The following is a 17,697-nucleotide window of genomic DNA, read 5'->3' as shown; positions in this document are numbered from 1 at the left end:
TTCTGCATTATCAGAAGTTACACGCCAAAAAGATAACACATGCCCACAGAACATCATTCTCGTTCATCCTTATCTGTTATCAGATCTTTTAAGTCAACTTGAAGGATCTCTGCTATCTGTTGCAGTGTCTCCAAGTTTGGCTGGATTCTGTTACAAGCATAGGCATTAACCATACTGAAACTCTTATCCAGCTTTTTAGCCAACCACGTCTGAGAAATGCCTTTGTCCACCAAGACTGCCTTTATCCTATTTAACTTCATCCTTAAATGCAATTTTATTGTGCAAATATAGCGAATTATATTCGATAGCTCGAATTGTTTTTATATTTTTGTTCTCAAAAACAATAAGTATATAACAACCCCTTTCAAATACTCCTTTGAACATGGATAGAAGAACATTATATAACCAATTTCTACAGCAATTCCCTATTGAAAGTCTTGAGAATATGACTTTGGAAGAGTATAGCAATCTTAATAGAGATAATTCATTCTGCTATTGGCTTGAAGCAAAGACAAAAGAATTAGGGTCAATATGGGGTGGTGCTGCATATAAATTCGGCATTTTTAAGTTCGACAGAACTCCCAAAGACGATAATTCAAAATACGCACATGATGAGAACTATTCGTGGAGTAGCCGTTTGGGAAGCACTTCTGAAGAAGCATTCAACAATGTCCGGAATGCAATTGTAAAGATAGCCCACCATGCACGCAATGCGGAATGGGGCGAGATTGAGAAGATGAAAGAACTTTGGCCTATAACTACATGGAAGATCGCATTCTTATATTCTAATGAGCAGTTATTGCCTATTTACGATAAAGACGGTTGGCTGATTCCTCTCGCCACTCATTTTGGACTACCAAACGCAAAGAAACGCTCCAGAGTTGATTTATACAAATTTTTACTTGAGAAGAAAGGGGATAAAGATTTATATGTATTCTACGATGAACTGCTTGCCATTATGGAGGCAGAAAAATTTAAAGCAAAGAGCAAAGTCTGGCTCTTTGCCCCAGGTGAAAATGCCTGTATGTGGGATGAGTGCAAAGAATCCCAAACCATGCGTCTTGGCTGGGACTTGATTGGCGACTTATCTGAGTTCGAAAACAGAGAAGAACTGACCAAAGCGTTACAGGTGGCCTACGGCAAGGAGGATGCTTCATTTAAGAATGACAGTCTTGCGCTATGGCAGTTTGCACATGAGGTTCGTGAGGGAGATATTATATATGTCAAGAAAGGCATTAACAAGATTATCGGACGAGGAGTTGTAGAAGGTGACTACCGTTACGACGAAACCCTATCGACTTACCGTCACATCCGAAAAGTAAAATGGACTCACGACGGAGACTGGAACTATTCCATTCACAAGCTTGTGCAGAAAACGCTAACGGACATTTCCAAATATCCGGAATTCGTAAAGAACCTGAATGATATTGTTATTGACGGGAATGAAACAGCACCATCCCAGTCAACAACATCAAAGCAATACTGGTGGCTGGTAGCGTCTCCTGACGTATGGAAGTTCTCAGATATTGATGTTGGTGAGATTATCGAATATACATTGGTGAACGAAAATGGCAATAAACGTAGAGTATACCAAAACTTTCTGGATGCCAAAGCAGGTGATGTCGTCATAGGTTATGCATCGACTCCGACCCTGCAAGTGGTTGCGTTGGGAGAAATAGCCAAGGACACAGATGACAAGCACCTATACTTCAGGAAGACAGAACAGCTACTGAATCCCATTGATTACTCGACCATTAAAGGGTATGAAGAATTGCATAACATGGAGTGCTTAGCTGGCGGTGGACGTGGCACACTTTTCAAAGTCACAGAAGACGAGTATCAAGTGCTGATGGAAATAATCCGCAAGGAGAATCCACTATCGGCAACACAGACTCTTGAGGCATATACTGATTCGAATTTTCTGAATGAGGTTTACATGTCTTCTACAGACCTGCATAGACTAAAGGCCTGCTTAAAGAACAAGAAGAATATCATTCTTCAAGGAGCACCAGGAGTGGGCAAAACTTTCACGGCAGAAAGGTTAGCTTATACACTCATGGGCGTCAAAGACAAACAAAGAATCGAACTTATCCAATTCCACCAAAACTATTCATACGAGGACTTTATTCTGGGTTACAAGCCCAATGCGGATGGAGGATTTGAGCTGAAATACGGTATATTCTATAGATTCTGCAAGAAAGCACAGAATACTCCAGACAAAGATTTTTTCTTTATCATAGATGAAATCAACCGAGGAAATCTCAGTAAGATTTTTGGAGAATTACTGATGCTTATTGAAAACAGCTATCGGGGAAAAGAAATCAGGTTGGCATACACGGATGAACCTTTTTCCGTACCGGAGAACTTATACATCATCGGCATGATGAATACCGCTGACCGCTCTTTGGCCATGATAGACTATGCGCTTCGCAGACGGTTCAGTTTCTTTGAGATGAAACCCGGCTTTAAGACAGAAGGCTTCAAAAGCTATATAGCGTCTTTGTCGAATAAAAAACTAGACAATATCATTGACGGCATACAGGTGCTCAATGAATCCATCAGCAATGACGATTCATTAGGCAGTGGATTCTGTATAGGTCACAGCTACTTCTGTAATCAGTCGGCGTTCTCTATGGAATGGTTGGAGAATGTGATTGAATATGACATCGAGCCTATGCTCAAGGAGTACTGGTTTGATGATGTCCAAAAGTATGAATCACATATCAACACCTTGAGAAGCTTGTTAAAATGACAATAGACAGAACCATACCCATAAAGAACATATACTATATGCTCACCTACGCATTCAAGGAGTTGAGACACAACAATTATGAGTATATAGCCGGAGAAAGTTTCGACAATATATACGACCTGTTTGCCGAAATTATCTCCAAAGGCATAGCATATCTATTAAAACAAGGATTGCATAAGGAGTATGCCATCATAGAAGACACTCTGACCACCTTAAGAGGTAAGTTAGACATACAAGGAACAATCAAAGAGAAAATCAGTCAGCGTACATGCCTTGCCTGTGAATATGATGAACTTACAGCCAATAATCTCTACAATGCAATTGTAAAAACAACAGTCAATTTACTTCTTGGTAAATCTGATGTTAAAATTGAGAGGAAAAGAAGCCTCAGAAAACTGATGCTGTTCTTTGACGGCGTTGACACCATGAATCCATCATTCATAAGATGGGATTCATTAAGATACGACAGGAACTCCAGAACTTATCAGATGTTGCATAGTTTGTGCTATTTCATATTGAAGAACCAGCTATTATCTACAGAACAAGGTGACACCAAAATGCCACAGTTCTCTGACGAACACATGAACCTGCTGTTCCAGCGTTTTGTAATAGAATACTACAAGAGGCATCATCCGGAATATAAAGCCTCTGCAAAGCAGATAAAATGGAATGTTAGCGACAATAGTGTAAGTTCATCAAGCATGTTGCCTATCATGCAATCAGACATTACGCTGACGCTTGATGAGCGAACACTTATCATTGACACTAAATATTACAGCAGGAACTTTCAGGAGCATTTCGGTAAGCCCACCTTCCACTCCTCTAACATCTATCAAATACACACTTACGTTATGAATGAAGACAAGGATCATACCGGGAATGTAGATGGTCTGCTGTTGTATGCTAAGACAGCAGCAGACATTCAACCTTATGGCAATTTTAAAACTAATGACGGGAATATCTTGATGGTCAGAACCATGGATCTAAGTCGGGATTTTGAGCATATCAAAAACGATCTAGATAAATTAGTGATATACTAACTATGCAAGACTTCGGAAGTACAATAAAAGCACCGATATTCGCCATCAGCAGGCTGCGTATGGGGACTGACGGCAAGGGCATTACTACGCTAGTGGCTTTCATGGGCTGTCCTCTGAATTGTAAATACTGCCTGAATCCGCAATGCCACGAACCCGTCTATGAAACTGACGGCACAACTCTGCTGAAAAACATAATGATGCTTACGCCTCAAAACCTGTATGAGTTGGTGAAAGTTGACAATCCCTATTTCCAAACCACGGGCGGAGGCATTTGCTTTGGTGGTGGAGAACCTACAATGTACGCGGATTTCATTGTGGAGTTTCGGAAGATATGCGGTCATAGATGGAAGATTACCTTAGAGACCTGCCTGCATTGCTCAGATAACGTAATTAAACAGTTGAGCGAGGTGGTTGACCATTGGATTGTAGATATCAAGACAATGGATCCACCCGCCTACGAGCAATATACAGGAAAGACATCAGGAGTTCTACAGCAACTGAGCTTACTTCAAATGAACATACCACAGGAAAAGGTAACGATAAAAGTTCCGCAGATACCCGGATTTACTGACGGTCGCGATTTAGACCTCGATATCAAGGATATTGAACGACGCTTTAACTTCACGGACATTATAAAGGTAAGATATAGAACCAATAACCGCTAACATTCATAACACTACGAACATGGAAACTGGTAAAGAAAAATGCGAAAGACTGAAAGCAATCCGAAAGCAGATAGCAGAACAGTATGGTTTGGAATACGTCCCGACAGAATGTACCCACAAGGGCGAGTGCACGGGCACTTGTTCCAAATGTGATGCAGAACTGCGTGACTTGCAGGAACAGTTAAACAGGAAAGGAATTATGGATATTGACCTGAATGTGAAAATCCCCATTCAAGGCAGTGGAGATGACACAACTGAAAATGCAGACATACATATTCTTCAGGGTGAAGTAGCTGCTCCTGAACTTCCGCTGGATGGTATGCCTGCACCACCTTTCATACCCCGCCGAAAAATTCATGTTCTGTATAAAGAGTGTCATATAGCAGGAACTACATTTCACAATCTTGAAAATGTATGGGATGAACTTTATGAGGGTGCGGAACTTGCTTTGGTCAGAGAGAAAGGCAATCTGCACGATAGGAATGCCGTTGCCGTAGCATTGGCAGATGATTACAATGGCGATCCCGAAGATTTTGATTTCGATTATATCTTAGGTTATGTTCCACGTACCGAGAATGAGCCCATAGCCATGATGTTGGATATGGGCTGGACAGAGACTTTTGGATGCGAACTCAGCCGGATCGAGGGAGAGAATCCACGAACCGGGAAACTGTATATGAAAATCTATATTGTAAGCAAGGATGAAGTGGAGGTTACCAACCATCTGCTGAGGGCGATGGAGCTTGATGACGAAGAATTTGCCGACTTCACAATCTCGTTGCTCAATCAGGGATGTACCTATTTTCGTTGGGGTGGCTTTCCGCCTTGGAAACGAAATCTTCCGAAGAAAAAGGACAAGGTGGTATTCATCTATAGACATGGAAACGAAGTAGATCTTTACCTACTCTATTGTATAGCCGTAGGCGATGATGACGCTGCCTATTTTGTGGAAGAAAAAGAACTCCTTCATGCCGTTGACGACTGTTGTTTCTATGTCTTTACCAATGTCAAAGGTCCCGTCACTGTAGCTAACGAGCAGCTTGATTTTCTGAACGGAGAGCCGGTAGAAAGCGGTCAGCCTGAAACATACCTTTCCGAATCTGCATCAGGAAGACTGTATGAATTGTTTGGAATAGAAAAACCTCAATTTGACGGCAGATAAAATATTTTGGAAATATGTTAGGTGCAATCATAGGTGACTTGACGGCATGGACGTGGGAGAACGATCACGAGAGCTTTTATCCGAAATTGGTTTCTCAGGAAGCAAAATTGTCAGATTATGCCCATACCTTATTGGTTACATGCGATGCCCTCATACATGACAGAGATGTGCCGATAAGCGAATATCGGAGACTGTTCTCTTTTGACGGATGGGAAAAAGAGCGGATAAAATCTGTCATAAGGGCAATTGCTGTTGCATGGCTGTATGAGAATGAAGAAGAAATGCGACATGCCATAAAGACCTATTGTTATTGTCTATGGAACGACAAAGAAGAAATTTATGCTGCATCCTTTATGGCTGAAATCATCTACGCATTACGGCATGGGACAACAAAGAAAGAGGCCGGGCAAGTGGAATTTGGTGGTACATTCTACTCTTTTGCACAAAACGATAACTGGCAGAAAGGGACTGGAGCGCTCAGCATACTTATCCGTGCATGGAATGCTTTCTATTGCGCTTTCGACTATACAAGTGCCATACACAATGCGATAAAACTTCCCGGAAACAGACAAGTCAATACCATTCTTACAGGAGCGTTTGCCGAGGCCATGTATAGCTGTGAAATGACGTTTCTCAAAAAGAAATACAGACCGGAGGGAAACTGGTACAACCATATTGTGTTTCCTGACAGCATCATTGCAAAATATTCAGACATTCTCAACACCATCAAACAACACAAAGAAAATGTCCGTGTATTCTACCCTAAAAACCGCGCCTTGACAAATGTGGAACTCCATAACTGGATTACGATTGAGAATCCGTTTCAGAACATACGGATTAACACCGAATTACGCAGACGTATTCTCAAAGCATTTGATACGGGTTGGGAGGCACGATATGGATTCTATCTCGATGATGGCTGGATTTATGTCTGCCGCAGCGGTATTCTCCTGCATAGATTCCAATTGCATCAAAACAAGGATGGTCTATGGGATATCGTACATCTACAAAGAAGTGAGGCCAAACAAAGCAATAGTACGGTAGACATTACAGAAGCCTTATACGTTTGTGAACATCGATGGTTTTTGAAGAGTGGCGAGCAGAAAACATGGCAGTGTAAACTGAACTGTGTCAAGCTTAGTTTTGTTGGATCAGAGTTGGCGGACATGTCCGCCAACTCTGATCGCGAATTTATCAAACCTATCAAAGAACTCCAAATAAAAGTGTTTTTCAGGCCAGTATCCTGAACCTGTCCGGGAACAGGATCGCCAGTTGCTGGGCGGTCTGCCCCCAGTTCTGGACCGGTTGCGTCCACTTCTTCGATACTGTTTCAAAAAGTGTGTCTGAGATAGGATAATAAAAAAGTCTACAGATTTTTTAGATTTGTAAAAGCAAAACAAACAAAACCTAAAAAAGAGTAGACTTTATGGATTTCACAAAGGAACAACTTTCCGAGCTAATATGCAAGCATACGGAAAAAGAAAACGGGTTACAGGACATGATGGAGATAATGCTTGAGAGCCTCATGGTGTCGGAACGCAGGGAATATCTTCAGGAAGAAGGCATAGCCGGGAACAAGTGCAACGGCTACCGTCCCGGCAGGACATACGGTCATGGCCGGACACTGACCTTCCGTATACCTCGTGACCGATACGGGAACTTCCATCCCCGCATACTGGCCATACTGCGCGATCAGGAGGAAGAGTGTGAACGTCTTGCCGGCACGTTGTACACCAAAGGCCTGACGCAGGAACAGGTCGGGGAAGTGTTCAACGACATCTATGGGGAGCACTACAGCAAGGCTAGCATATCGAGGATGCTTGACTATCTGCGCCGAGATGTCACCGAGTGGCTTGAACGCTCTCTGGAGAGCTATTATCCTGTAGTGTTTATCGACTGCGTCCATATCAAGATCCACCGCAAGCGCAGCGTTGATACGGAAGCTTTCTATGTCATCCTTGCCGTCAAGGATGACAAGACCAGGGAGGTTCTCGGCATCTATAACAAGCCTACGGAAAGCGCCCTTGGCTGGGGAGAGATGCTCAATGACCTTTACGAGAGAGGTGTCTCGAGAATCGGGCTCATATGTGCGGATGGTCTCAAGGGACTTGATGATGTTGTCAGCGAAGTGTTTCCCGGCACCAGCCTCCAGAGATGCACCACCCACTTGAAGCGCAACATACTGAGCGATGTCCGCAACGGTGACAAGGGGGATGTTGCTGACGACCTGAGACAGGTCTTCCGCACAGGAGACAGGAACTATACCGTGGAACAGGCCTGGGATGAGTGGCAGCAGTTCTGTGCTAAATGGGGCAGGTATTACAGAAGTATCAGGAGACGTGGTGAGGATGCTTCCTACAAGGCGTATTTCACTTACCTGAATTACGACCACCGCATCCAGTCCATGATCTACACCACGAACTGGATAGAGCGGCTGCAGAAGGACTTTAGGCGGGTCACGAGGATGCGCGGAGCAATGCCCAACGAGGAATCGGTCATCCTGCTTATGGGAAAGACTGCCATGGACAAGAAGTCCTACCTGAGGCAGGTCCCGAGAATCGATCTTGACAGAACTCTATTCCCGGACGAATAAAAATGCTCATTGGCAGGCATGCCTGCCGATGAGTTAACAGATAAATTGATATATTTGCAAAACTAGGAGGTCTGAAGACTCACTCCAGACACACTGAATGAAACACTACCACTTCTTCCGGATTCGCGTAAATGCGAGATAGACAAGTTTTTCAAGGGCGGTGTCGGAGGTAAATACTCCCTTGTCCTTGGTTACCTTGCGCAACTGGCGATGATAGCCCTCCACAGTATTGGTGGTGTATATTATCCTCCTGATATGCTGTGAATACTGAAAATAAGCGGTCAGTCGGTCCCAGTTGTCTCGCCAGCTCTTGATGACAATCGGATAGTCCTCGCCCCACTTGATTTCAAGATCGTCAAGAGCCTTTTCAGCGGCATCCTTATTGACAGCCTGGTATACGAGCTTCAGGTCCCGCATGAACGCCTTCTGGTTCTTGCTCGCGACATACTTGATCGAGTTGCGGATCTGGTGCACGATGCACAGTTGGACCGTGGTCTCCGGGAAAACACTTGCAATCGCATCTGGAAAGCCCTTGAGCCCGTCCACGCAGGCTATGAGGATATCCTGGACTCCTCTGTTCTGGAGATCCGTAAGAACCCCGAGCCAGAAGTTGGCTCCCTCGCTCTTGGATATATACATGCCCAAAAGTTCTTTCCGTCCTTCTGAATTGAGCGCCAGCACATTATATATGGCTCTGGTCACAGGCCGGTTCTTCTCGTCCATTACCTTGTAATGAACCGCATCAAGCCATACGATGGGATACACCCGGTCCAGGGGACGGTTTTTCCAGCTCTGTATCTCAGGTAGGACTCGGTCCGTGATGCTGCTGATGGTCTCGGCCGATATGCGGTTGCCGAACTGCTCCTCCAGGATGTCGCTTATCTCTCTTGTGCTGTTGCCGATGGCGTACAGGCCTATGATCCGGTCCGCTAGTGAGTCCGCAAGGATCTTCTCGCGTTTGCGCACAACCTGGGGATCGAATGTGCCGTCCCGGTCGCGCGGTGTGTTTATGGTCACTTCGCCCATCGAAGTCTGTACCTGCTTGCTCATGTGTCCGTTGCGGCGGTTGCCAAACTCGCGTTCGCCTCCTTCCAGATGGCTGTCCATCTCTCCTTCAAGGGCGCTGTTAAGCAGATTCTCCAACAGCGGTGCCAATACTCCATCCTTGCCGGAAAGAGGGACTCCGGCCTTCAATTGTTCAATAGCATTCGCCTTGAACCCTTCAAAATCAAATGAATTGCTCATAATTTAAGTGTGTCTGTAAAGTTAATCGCTTTTCCTTTACTTGACACACTTTAGTTTACAGTCTCCAGTTCATGACATGTCTGACCCTTTTCAGTTCATAAATCGATAGCCTCCATATCATGTAAATAATGAATATCAATCATTGATTTCACATACTCTGGGACATCAGATTTAAACATTCTCACCAACCGGCCATCATCATAATTTAAATACAGCGTTACAGGTAGTTTCGAAGAAGCAGAAATTATTCTTGCTACAGTTTCTTTGTTTGGTAGACAATAACGATTAATTCCATCTGCGCTAATAATATACTTTTCACATTGTATCATCTTAAATAGAGCTAAGCTATTATTTGCTACACTTCCATGATGCGAAAGCAAGACAGCATCGCAATGCAGTTTGTTCGCTTCACAATATCCTAGTTTAAACAATGAGTGTATTATAACTGATGGCACAGAGTCAGAAAGCCATAAAATTCTTTTCCCCACACACTCAAACAATGCGGCTATACTGCTGGCGTTCTCAACACTTATGTCTTCTTGAAAACAGTCTGTATTAAAATCATTCAGTGATGTTGCATAATCATCAACAACATTACCCGCTTCAACACTAATCTCATTTGTTTCAGACTTACACAATGGACGATTGTTTGAATATTTTTCTCTAAGTAGGTTCAGTTTGTCCTCATCAGGAGAAAGGATTGTTATCCTCATTCCATCAATACTAAAAGACATCCCCTCTATAACATCACCCAAATCTAATGGGCTATGTGACTGAATATATTCATAGACTTTATCCCCTGAGACTATGCCACATAGCACTCCATTCTTATTATCAAAAGTTTGTTCAACATCATACATTCTTGGCGGATTATATATCCACCGACAAACAACATTCCCCAAAGCACAATCTTTTTGAATATCTTTTATGAATCTACCAGCTCCGCCAATGTGGTCATCATGAATATGGGACAAGAACAAAGCATCTATCTGTTCTGAACTCCTAATAAGATTTGAAATAACACCTTTCAACACCTGGGTATAAGTCTTAGAGTACCCCATGTCAAGAAATATGTTACGACATCTACCACTTTCACCCTCATATTGTAGATGAAATGCATCACCACACTTTGCTTTGTAACAGAACAGTCTCATATCACACTCTCTTATATGTTCTAAGGACACCTTCCGGAACATTGTTATCATCCAAATAATATACTCCACATGGGGCATATAGGCACTGACATCCCATTCCTCCACTTATATATACCCGCTTTTCCCCCCGTACAATCCACAAGATAGCCAGTCCACTTTGCTTCAAAAATCGTAAAAGAGGCTCCTTTTTAACCAAAATCTGGTCGTACCCATATGTTAACGCCACAAGGTTGCCGTCTTTATCCAAATATTGACCGTCATGTGAATCATACTCCATGCCCATACCCTCGAATAATAACCTGCACGGAATGCTATATTTGCTGATAGTGCCTGACATGTCAGCTTCAATATGTCCGCAGGCTTGCTCACAAGAATAATAATATGGTACATCTAGCCCATCTATTGAATTTGCCCAACCTTGTCGGTTTCTATAAACATCTTTATATGCTGGTGACCAGTATTTTTCCCTGTTCACAAGATATTGCCAGTCGTCGGTTGGTAATTCTACACCATTCCATAAATCTCTACCATCTAAAGACTGTATTGCCTCCTCTTTGTCTTGTTGCTTTACAAGGATGGCATCTGCAGCCAAATAGACATCATGCTTTAAGTGTTTATACTCATATTTTTCCTTACCAATGTCTTTGGGTTCATCCCAACTCCTGGAGTTATTCAGGGTCAACCATTCTATGCCGTTATCATCCAATTTTTGGATTAAAGAAACAGGATCTGGCAAATCTCTAATCATGGATGCCCATGATTCATTTGTACCAGAATACTCCCAGTTATCAAACTGTTCTTCCTCATACCATTCGTGTTCTTCAGCCGCCCAGTTATCATCCGCAGCCTCACTCTCAACGCTTTTTACTCTTGCAATCATTGAAGGATTGATATTTCTCAGAAAAGATTGCCATGTTCCATGAAACAGCTCATATCCTCCAGAGCCCTCGTTTGCATAATCATCCTCATATTTGTAATTGTCTGCCAAGATCCCCATAATCTCATGAAAGGCTATCCACTGATATTTCTTTCCTATGCGGTCTATTCTTTTATCTGAATTACGGAACGTCCAGTTCTTTGCAAAACGATCGTAAGCACCATGCAAATTCACATCAAATCCTAATTCATAGGCTCTCTTAACAACCCAATTTCTAATCCCTTCAGTTGGAAATCTATCATAATGATGTTGCTTCAAAGGTAATTCCCTTACTTTAAAAGGAATCATTATTTCGTATAAAGCCTTTTTCTGCTCTACCGACATTAACTTTTCTATCTTATTACAAATAATTTCGAACATAGTATCGTTTTCGCTAGCATTCTTTAGCCCTTTTTGCCTATTTAAGATTAAAACAGCTTTCCTTTCACACATATTTTTAGCCAGTTTCTTCATACTTCCCTTAAACAGACGTAATGCTTTATTGAATTCTTTTTCATCAGAAATCGGTATTGGATAAAAGTGTTCGATTGTCGGCATAGCTATCTTATTCCAGAAATCCGCCAACCCACCTTTCACCGATTCCCAAATTAGGTTTTGCTCCGAACCTTTTCTTTCCTTGAAATCTGGTGCATCATAATCAATATGAAAGTAGTTAACTTCATCATCGGCAGGCCATGTAGGGAGTGTGGTCGCATATGGCGGGCGAACCTTTTTCATATCAACAGCAGTTATAGCCCCCTTATATCTGGCGTACTCAACAATATTTCTTGCATAATCTCGCAGTAAAATATTTTTTGGTGGGTTATTACGTTTGAAAATGGTTTCATATACATATCTTGCAAGTTTCAACAGCCCATCGCGTGATGAAGTCCGCAATGCGACCCCGTAAGCCACAGCATACAACCGTTCATAGATATACATATCATCCACATTCTCAAACTGGCGTAGCGTTTCAATCAATACTTCTACCTGCTCAGAAAGAAGGTTGACAAGAGCTTTTGTTGCCTCATCTCTGTGTTTAATATATGTTGATGACAGCAACCAACAAAGCATAATGGCTGCCAATCTAGTTGATTCGGGATCTGCTTTTACAGATACATTTTCAGCCCATGCCCAGTCTATCAAACGCCGCAGAGGATTGGCACACCTGTTATCATCATATCCTGCGCAACCATTGAAAAAGAATTGGAATCTGCCATCACGTTTTGGCATGGTAAACCCCATCATTAGTGTATGAAAATAATCAGCATTAAAAGGATGATTAGGGATAGTTGAAAACTCTACCAATTTATTATACCAATAATCAGAATCTATATTGCAATATTTGGAGCCTAGAAACTGCCTTATAGTTTTTTTGTCAATGGATTCTATAGTGCGCCAACACAAACTATTTATCTCGGCCTCAGAAATTGTGTCAAGACATGTATAATATACTCTTTCAAACTCATCTTCTGGAATGAAATGAATGACATCTGTCATCTCATGAGAAAATCTCTCGGGGATTAAGATAGCCATAGCTTCTAGAATTCCGTTGAATGACCAATGCTTGTCTACAAAAATGGAATGCAAAGTTTTGTCTGTATTTATGTTTTCTGCAAACGATTCCCAATCTCGAAACTTATTGACAATTTCACGCGCAATTATAAAATCACTGATCCTCTGATAAGAGAAAACAACACCGTCGATATTTTCTCCATCAAAAGAATACTTCGTTTTAAGCAGCAAATTGTTGTCTATTAGATCTGCAAGCAAATTATGACAAGAAGGAAATTGTTGTTGCAATAATGAGTCTGCATCTTTTATCCTTAGAAGATTATATTTAGCCTCAAATATAGGGAATGCCAGCAGTTTAACCGCCGCACTGACAACATCCCTATATTTATATTCGGATCTCTTTTCAGCAAACTTCTTATCCAAATTCTTGAAGTACTGATTAAACAGTGATGAAACGCCATTAAATCCTTTAGGAAAATTTTTCTCTCCAGAGGTTTCAAGTGTATCGCAAATTATCTTCAAAAATAAAGGGTTACAAAACTCAGGTGTAAGAATGGGAACATTGGGCAAGTTCAACTCATACGCCGAACAGAACTGTCTTACCGCCTCATATTCCAAACCTTTAAATCCTTTATGCTCAATAACGGTAGCTCCCGAATCAGTTTCCACCCCATCGGGAATAACATCATCAAAGTATGTATCACGCACTGACACCACTAAACCTATCGCAGGATAGTCTTTAAGAGACTTGATAAGTCCAGAAAGTTTGTCTTTCCATAATACAGCCTGAGGTCCTTCATTCAGCGCATCAATCATCAGAAGTGCCCTCGAACCTACTTGGGTTCCTATCTGATTGAAACTGGATAGGAATTCCCGGAAAGAACCTACAAAACCTACTTTTGAAGTAATGGTTGTTTCATAAGCCCCCTCAGAGAAGTCTGTTCCTAAGAACAACAAAGTGGGCAGACCATCATCGATTCTCTTACTGGCAACATCACCTAACAAATGCGACTTTCCACAACCAGCTTCACCCTTAATTATCAAATAGGGATTGTTTGCTAGATTAATCTTTAAATCTTCAAAGTTTTCAGTGAATGAATACAAATCTTGAGATATTTCTGATAATCTGGCTTCATCAGCTTCAAGCTCTTTCCTTACATTATCATCTTTTTTTGTCGAGGAATAATCAGAATAAAATCTAAGTCTAACTTCTTCTATTTCGTTTTGAAGAGATTCAACGCGCTTCATCAAACCTGAAAAATCAATGATAGAATCTACATGTTGATCCAAATCTGCCAATGCTACAATAAAATCGTCTCGAATCGCTTTAAGATGAGATTCTAACTGGCCTATTCTAATAGAATCCTTTCTTGTTCTATAGCTTTTCTCTGTTAACCAAGAATCTATATTTTTGTACAATCGCTCAAAATATGCAGGAGTTTTTGCCACGCAGTCAAAATACTTGGCAGCTCCTGTCTTAACATTGACTTTCTTACAATATCTTGGACCCAAGTTTGCTACGGAATCTTCAACATTGTTTTTTAATGTCTTATGTCCTAAACCGTGATACCCGAGGAATGACAATGACATTTTCTTTTTATACTCTTTTTCCAGCAGTTTATTGAAGGAAATCAACCTCTGAGCACTTATAACCTTTCCACGCTCCTCATCAGTGTACCTAATGAAAATTCCATTAATATACAACTCCTCACAAGCTTCTATAAAAATACCGGAACCTGACATTCCGATAATTGTATCTTCACTATAATCGTCATTTGTAGAAAGCTGGAATACATTCTCAGTTATATCTTCATGAAGGTAAGTCATTCTGATCATTGCCAAGAATGACTCTCCATTTTCGTTGGTCTGATCAAGGGTTGCCACAGGGAATCCCTTACTCACTGCTTCGTCAACTCCAAAATTCTTATCAATCACGTACACCGATGGAAGGTCAGAGACAACCGGGGCAAGCTCTCGTTTATTAATAATGATTATACCTGCATCGTCTACGGGATGAAGCAAAATTTTTTGCTTAACAGGGGTAACGTATTCGTATGTACTGGTATCAGGTTTATAAATTCTTAACGATACCCTACCTTTTTCCCCTAACTTTACAAGGCAATGCTTGGCCGTCAAAACATATATCACCCCAGACAATTTCCTATTGGTATAAAGCACACCAGTCCCCAACTTTTCTTTTGAGGTATCATCTTTATGTAATTCAACCGTTAACTGCGTTATTATATTAAGACATGTATCCGTCATAATCATTTATGTCATTTTTTTTCACATCTTCTCATGAAAATCCTATATAGACTTCTTGTCATTCCCAAAATAACCATTATTTTCACACCTGTAGAACATAAGGAAATCTTATTCATTCGTCTTCCTCAAATCCATCCGAAGCATTTGCCACTAACGCTTTGCCTATTTCCAGCTGCAAGAATTTAGGCAACCGAAGCAATTTTGCCATAAGTTGGCTGTAAGTGAACTCAACTCTGGTATCCAGTATCGGTTCTTCTTCGATATCCGTGTCAATTCTTTCAACAGACTCAGAGCCTTCTATAAAATCAGAATAGTCCGGATTCTCAGGCCAGTTTTCTATCGAGCCGTCACTATTGATCCTTAAACGGATATAGTCACCGCAGTCATCTGACTCCGGAATCAGGCCGTTTGGGACATATCCGGCAATCTTACATATTGCTTTTTTATCTTTATCGAGCAGGAAATACGTGCCGCTGTCGCAGACTTTGGCTTGTAAGTACATATCCCCATATTCAGACTTCCAATTTAGCAACTTATTTGTTTTCAAGTCGATTATTCCTGACCACAAACCTTTAGAAACCAACGGATATTTGTTCTCGTACAGTTGTTCTCCCATCCATACATCCGTATAGCTGCACATTTCCTCGTTATATGGGAAATATATCATAAGATAGTGCGCAACCTCACTCAGTTTCTTTTCCTTAATGCCAATCAAAATCTGTTTTGCCATAATCAGTAAATATTAACTGTTATTATTCAAACTTCATCATATCTGCCAACTGGACAAAATAATCGTTTGACCAGATGTCAAGTTCCTTGGGATTCCTAACAAAGGGAAGAACATCGCTCTTTACCTGATTAATGTTCGCCGAAACTAATCTGTCCTTCAATTGAGCCAAGAACTCCGCCTGTCCGATTTCTTCATTGTTGAACTGGCGGACACGTTCTGCGAGATGGGCAAAATCAAGAGGTACATTATGGCGAACATACCATTCAAAATCATACCAGTCACGACCTTTCACCCTGTTTTTCCAGCCCCTGTACACCAATGCGTGCATCTTCCCGGCAAACAAATCCGGCAAAGTGAAACAGCGTGTCATGAAGGAGTGCGGTTGTAAAAGCAGTTTTTGCTCCGTTCTGAAATTCAACGGGGGTTGAGTATCAACCTCAATTTTTATTTTTATGGATTTATCGGTCTGGAAAGATACATCATACACATCCGTATTGTCTTTCAGGAAAGCGGATTCCACCTTCCCGAATCCCTTTTTGTCCTTCTTTTTAATCTCCACCTCACGACCGACAATGGCAAATTCATCTATGATGGGCTGGAAGTATTTCGTGAAATCAAACTTGTCATCGGGAGCTAGAAGGGAAAAATCCATATCCTCGCTGAAGCGCTGGAGGCCATGAAAAATTCTGAGGCAGGTACCGCCATAGAAAGCAGCCACGTCGAAGAAGCCACCGTTGTAGAGCCCTGCAAGTATCACCTGCTGGTTCACTTCAAATATGGCGTTCCGCTTCTGTTGCTCCGTAGCCATATCGTATGCCGAGAGCATATTGTCATAAATCTCATTCTTCATTTCTTCAGCAATTTAAGTAATGTGCGTATCGAATCAGACTTTTTGCCGACCTTGATGTATTCTTCAAATACCCCGGCATCCATCTGCATAAAATCTTCTCGTTCCATCCGTATATCCTCCTCCAGATAAATCTCGGCATCTTTCAGATAGCGCAAATTCACTTTTGGAGAATTTGCAATCAGATCACAAAGAGCCTTTTCCGGTGTAGCCATCACAAATGCGTAGCCATCTTTCTTGATACTTGTCAGTCCTACAGGAAATGCGGCCTTAGATATATGTGTATATTCAAACCTGCCAAACGGCGTGTCAAAGTTCTTGGCATACTTCAAAGTCATGGACTGTTTGGTGTAAACCTCTTCCGGTATCAGCCCATAGTAACGCAAAGCCGATGACATGGAAACATATGATGGAGCATACAGATGATTAGCTATCAATTCGGTCGAAAGTGTTTTCCCCGTTATTTCAGGACTGCACACATAAAGCCCTTTCTTGAGACGTATTATCTGTTTGTCACGCTCAAGTAACCTGAGTTTCTGGTTTCCGCCCTTGATATGTGGAAACAGGGACTCCAAAACGGAAGCCGTAACAGGGATATTTCCCAACTGTCGCAATGGATTGTTCATAGCACAAAGATAGATATTATTTTAATATAAAAGCATATTCAATATGTTTTTCTGCTGAAAATATCACTTTCCATATAACTATGTTTTTAGTGATGCAAGTAGATAAACAATGAGGGTTATACTTTCCACCAAATCTTTTTTCGCTATTTTGTCAATATCCACCAAATCTTCCCTGGTCCGGCATATT

General features: G+C 41.6%; 13 protein-coding genes. 6 read left to right on the top strand and 7 right to left on the bottom strand.

Annotation, left to right across the window (positions count from 1 at the left end; genetic code table 11):
* Positions 1-53: 53 nt before the first annotated feature.
* Positions 54-260, bottom strand: a complete 207-nt coding sequence (locus tag M3090_RS07495) for a helix-turn-helix domain-containing protein (protein ID WP_087249120.1) — start codon at positions 258-260, stop codon at positions 54-56.
* Between the two features lie 122 nt (positions 261-382).
* Here M3090_RS07495 and M3090_RS07490 point away from each other — a divergent pair, with 122 nt between their 5' ends.
* The 6 genes from M3090_RS07490 to M3090_RS07465 all read left to right on the top strand — a co-directional run bounded on the left by M3090_RS07490 (position 383) and on the right by M3090_RS07465 (position 8,212).
* A complete protein-coding gene (locus M3090_RS07490; RefSeq protein WP_239472898.1) occupies positions 383-2,752 on the top strand; it encodes an AAA family ATPase in 2,370 nt (789 codons plus the stop codon).
* Positions 2,749-3,792: a 5-methylcytosine-specific restriction endonuclease system specificity protein McrC gene (gene mcrC, locus M3090_RS07485; protein ID WP_204402250.1), complete on the top strand. Its 1,044-nt coding sequence runs from the start codon at positions 2,749-2,751 to the stop codon at positions 3,790-3,792. Before M3090_RS07490 ends, mcrC begins: the two co-directional genes overlap by 4 nt.
* A 2-nt stretch (positions 3,793-3,794) precedes the next feature.
* The gene (locus M3090_RS07480) at positions 3,795-4,457 is read left to right on the top strand and encodes a radical SAM protein (RefSeq protein WP_087249114.1); all 663 of its coding nucleotides are present in this window, start codon (positions 3,795-3,797) and stop codon (positions 4,455-4,457) included.
* 19 nt (positions 4,458-4,476) lie between these two features.
* Positions 4,477-5,619, top strand: a complete 1,143-nt coding sequence (locus tag M3090_RS07475) for an HIRAN domain-containing protein (RefSeq protein ID WP_087249112.1) — start codon at positions 4,477-4,479, stop codon at positions 5,617-5,619.
* A 14-nt stretch (positions 5,620-5,633) separates the two neighbouring features.
* The gene (locus tag M3090_RS07470; protein WP_249054976.1) at positions 5,634-6,866 is read left to right on the top strand and encodes an ADP-ribosylglycohydrolase family protein; all 1,233 of its coding nucleotides are present in this window, start codon (positions 5,634-5,636) and stop codon (positions 6,864-6,866) included.
* Between the two features lie 179 nt (positions 6,867-7,045).
* A complete protein-coding gene (locus tag M3090_RS07465; RefSeq protein WP_249054975.1) occupies positions 7,046-8,212 on the top strand; it encodes an IS256 family transposase in 1,167 nt (388 codons plus the stop codon).
* 105 nt (positions 8,213-8,317) lie between these two features.
* Here the strand turns inward: M3090_RS07465 and M3090_RS07460 are convergent, their stop codons facing one another.
* From M3090_RS07460 to M3090_RS07435, 6 genes are all read right to left on the bottom strand, one after another.
* Positions 8,318-9,457 carry an IS256 family transposase gene (locus tag M3090_RS07460; RefSeq protein WP_249054972.1) on the bottom strand — a complete coding sequence of 380 codons (1,140 nt, stop codon included), beginning with the start codon at positions 9,455-9,457 and terminating at the stop codon, positions 8,318-8,320.
* Between the two features lie 95 nt (positions 9,458-9,552).
* The gene (locus tag M3090_RS07455) at positions 9,553-10,518 is read right to left on the bottom strand and encodes an MBL fold metallo-hydrolase (RefSeq protein ID WP_249054969.1); all 966 of its coding nucleotides are present in this window, start codon (positions 10,516-10,518) and stop codon (positions 9,553-9,555) included.
* A 94-nt stretch (positions 10,519-10,612) separates the two neighbouring features.
* Positions 10,613-15,313: an AVAST type 2 anti-phage system protein Avs2 gene (gene avs2, locus M3090_RS07450; protein WP_204402254.1), complete on the bottom strand. Its 4,701-nt coding sequence runs from the start codon at positions 15,311-15,313 to the stop codon at positions 10,613-10,615.
* A gap of 106 nt (positions 15,314-15,419) precedes the next feature.
* Entirely contained in the window at positions 15,420-16,037 is a 618-nt protein-coding gene (locus M3090_RS07445; RefSeq protein ID WP_087249104.1) for a hypothetical protein, read from the bottom strand.
* Between the two features lie 22 nt (positions 16,038-16,059).
* Complete coding sequence (locus M3090_RS07440) at positions 16,060-16,887, bottom strand: nucleotidyl transferase AbiEii/AbiGii toxin family protein (protein ID WP_087249102.1); 828 nt, start codon at positions 16,885-16,887, stop codon at positions 16,060-16,062.
* Positions 16,884-17,510 carry a hypothetical protein gene (locus tag M3090_RS07435; RefSeq protein ID WP_087249100.1) on the bottom strand — a complete coding sequence of 209 codons (627 nt, stop codon included), beginning with the start codon at positions 17,508-17,510 and terminating at the stop codon, positions 16,884-16,886. The genes M3090_RS07440 and M3090_RS07435 overlap by 4 nt, the downstream gene beginning before the upstream one ends.
* Positions 17,511-17,697 lie beyond the last annotated feature (187 nt).

The sequence above is a fragment of the Bacteroides sp. ET71 genome (assembly GCF_023336905.1).
Lineage (GTDB): Bacteria > Bacteroidota > Bacteroidia > Bacteroidales > Bacteroidaceae > Bacteroides.
This window is presented reverse-complemented; position numbering and strand designations above follow the sequence as displayed.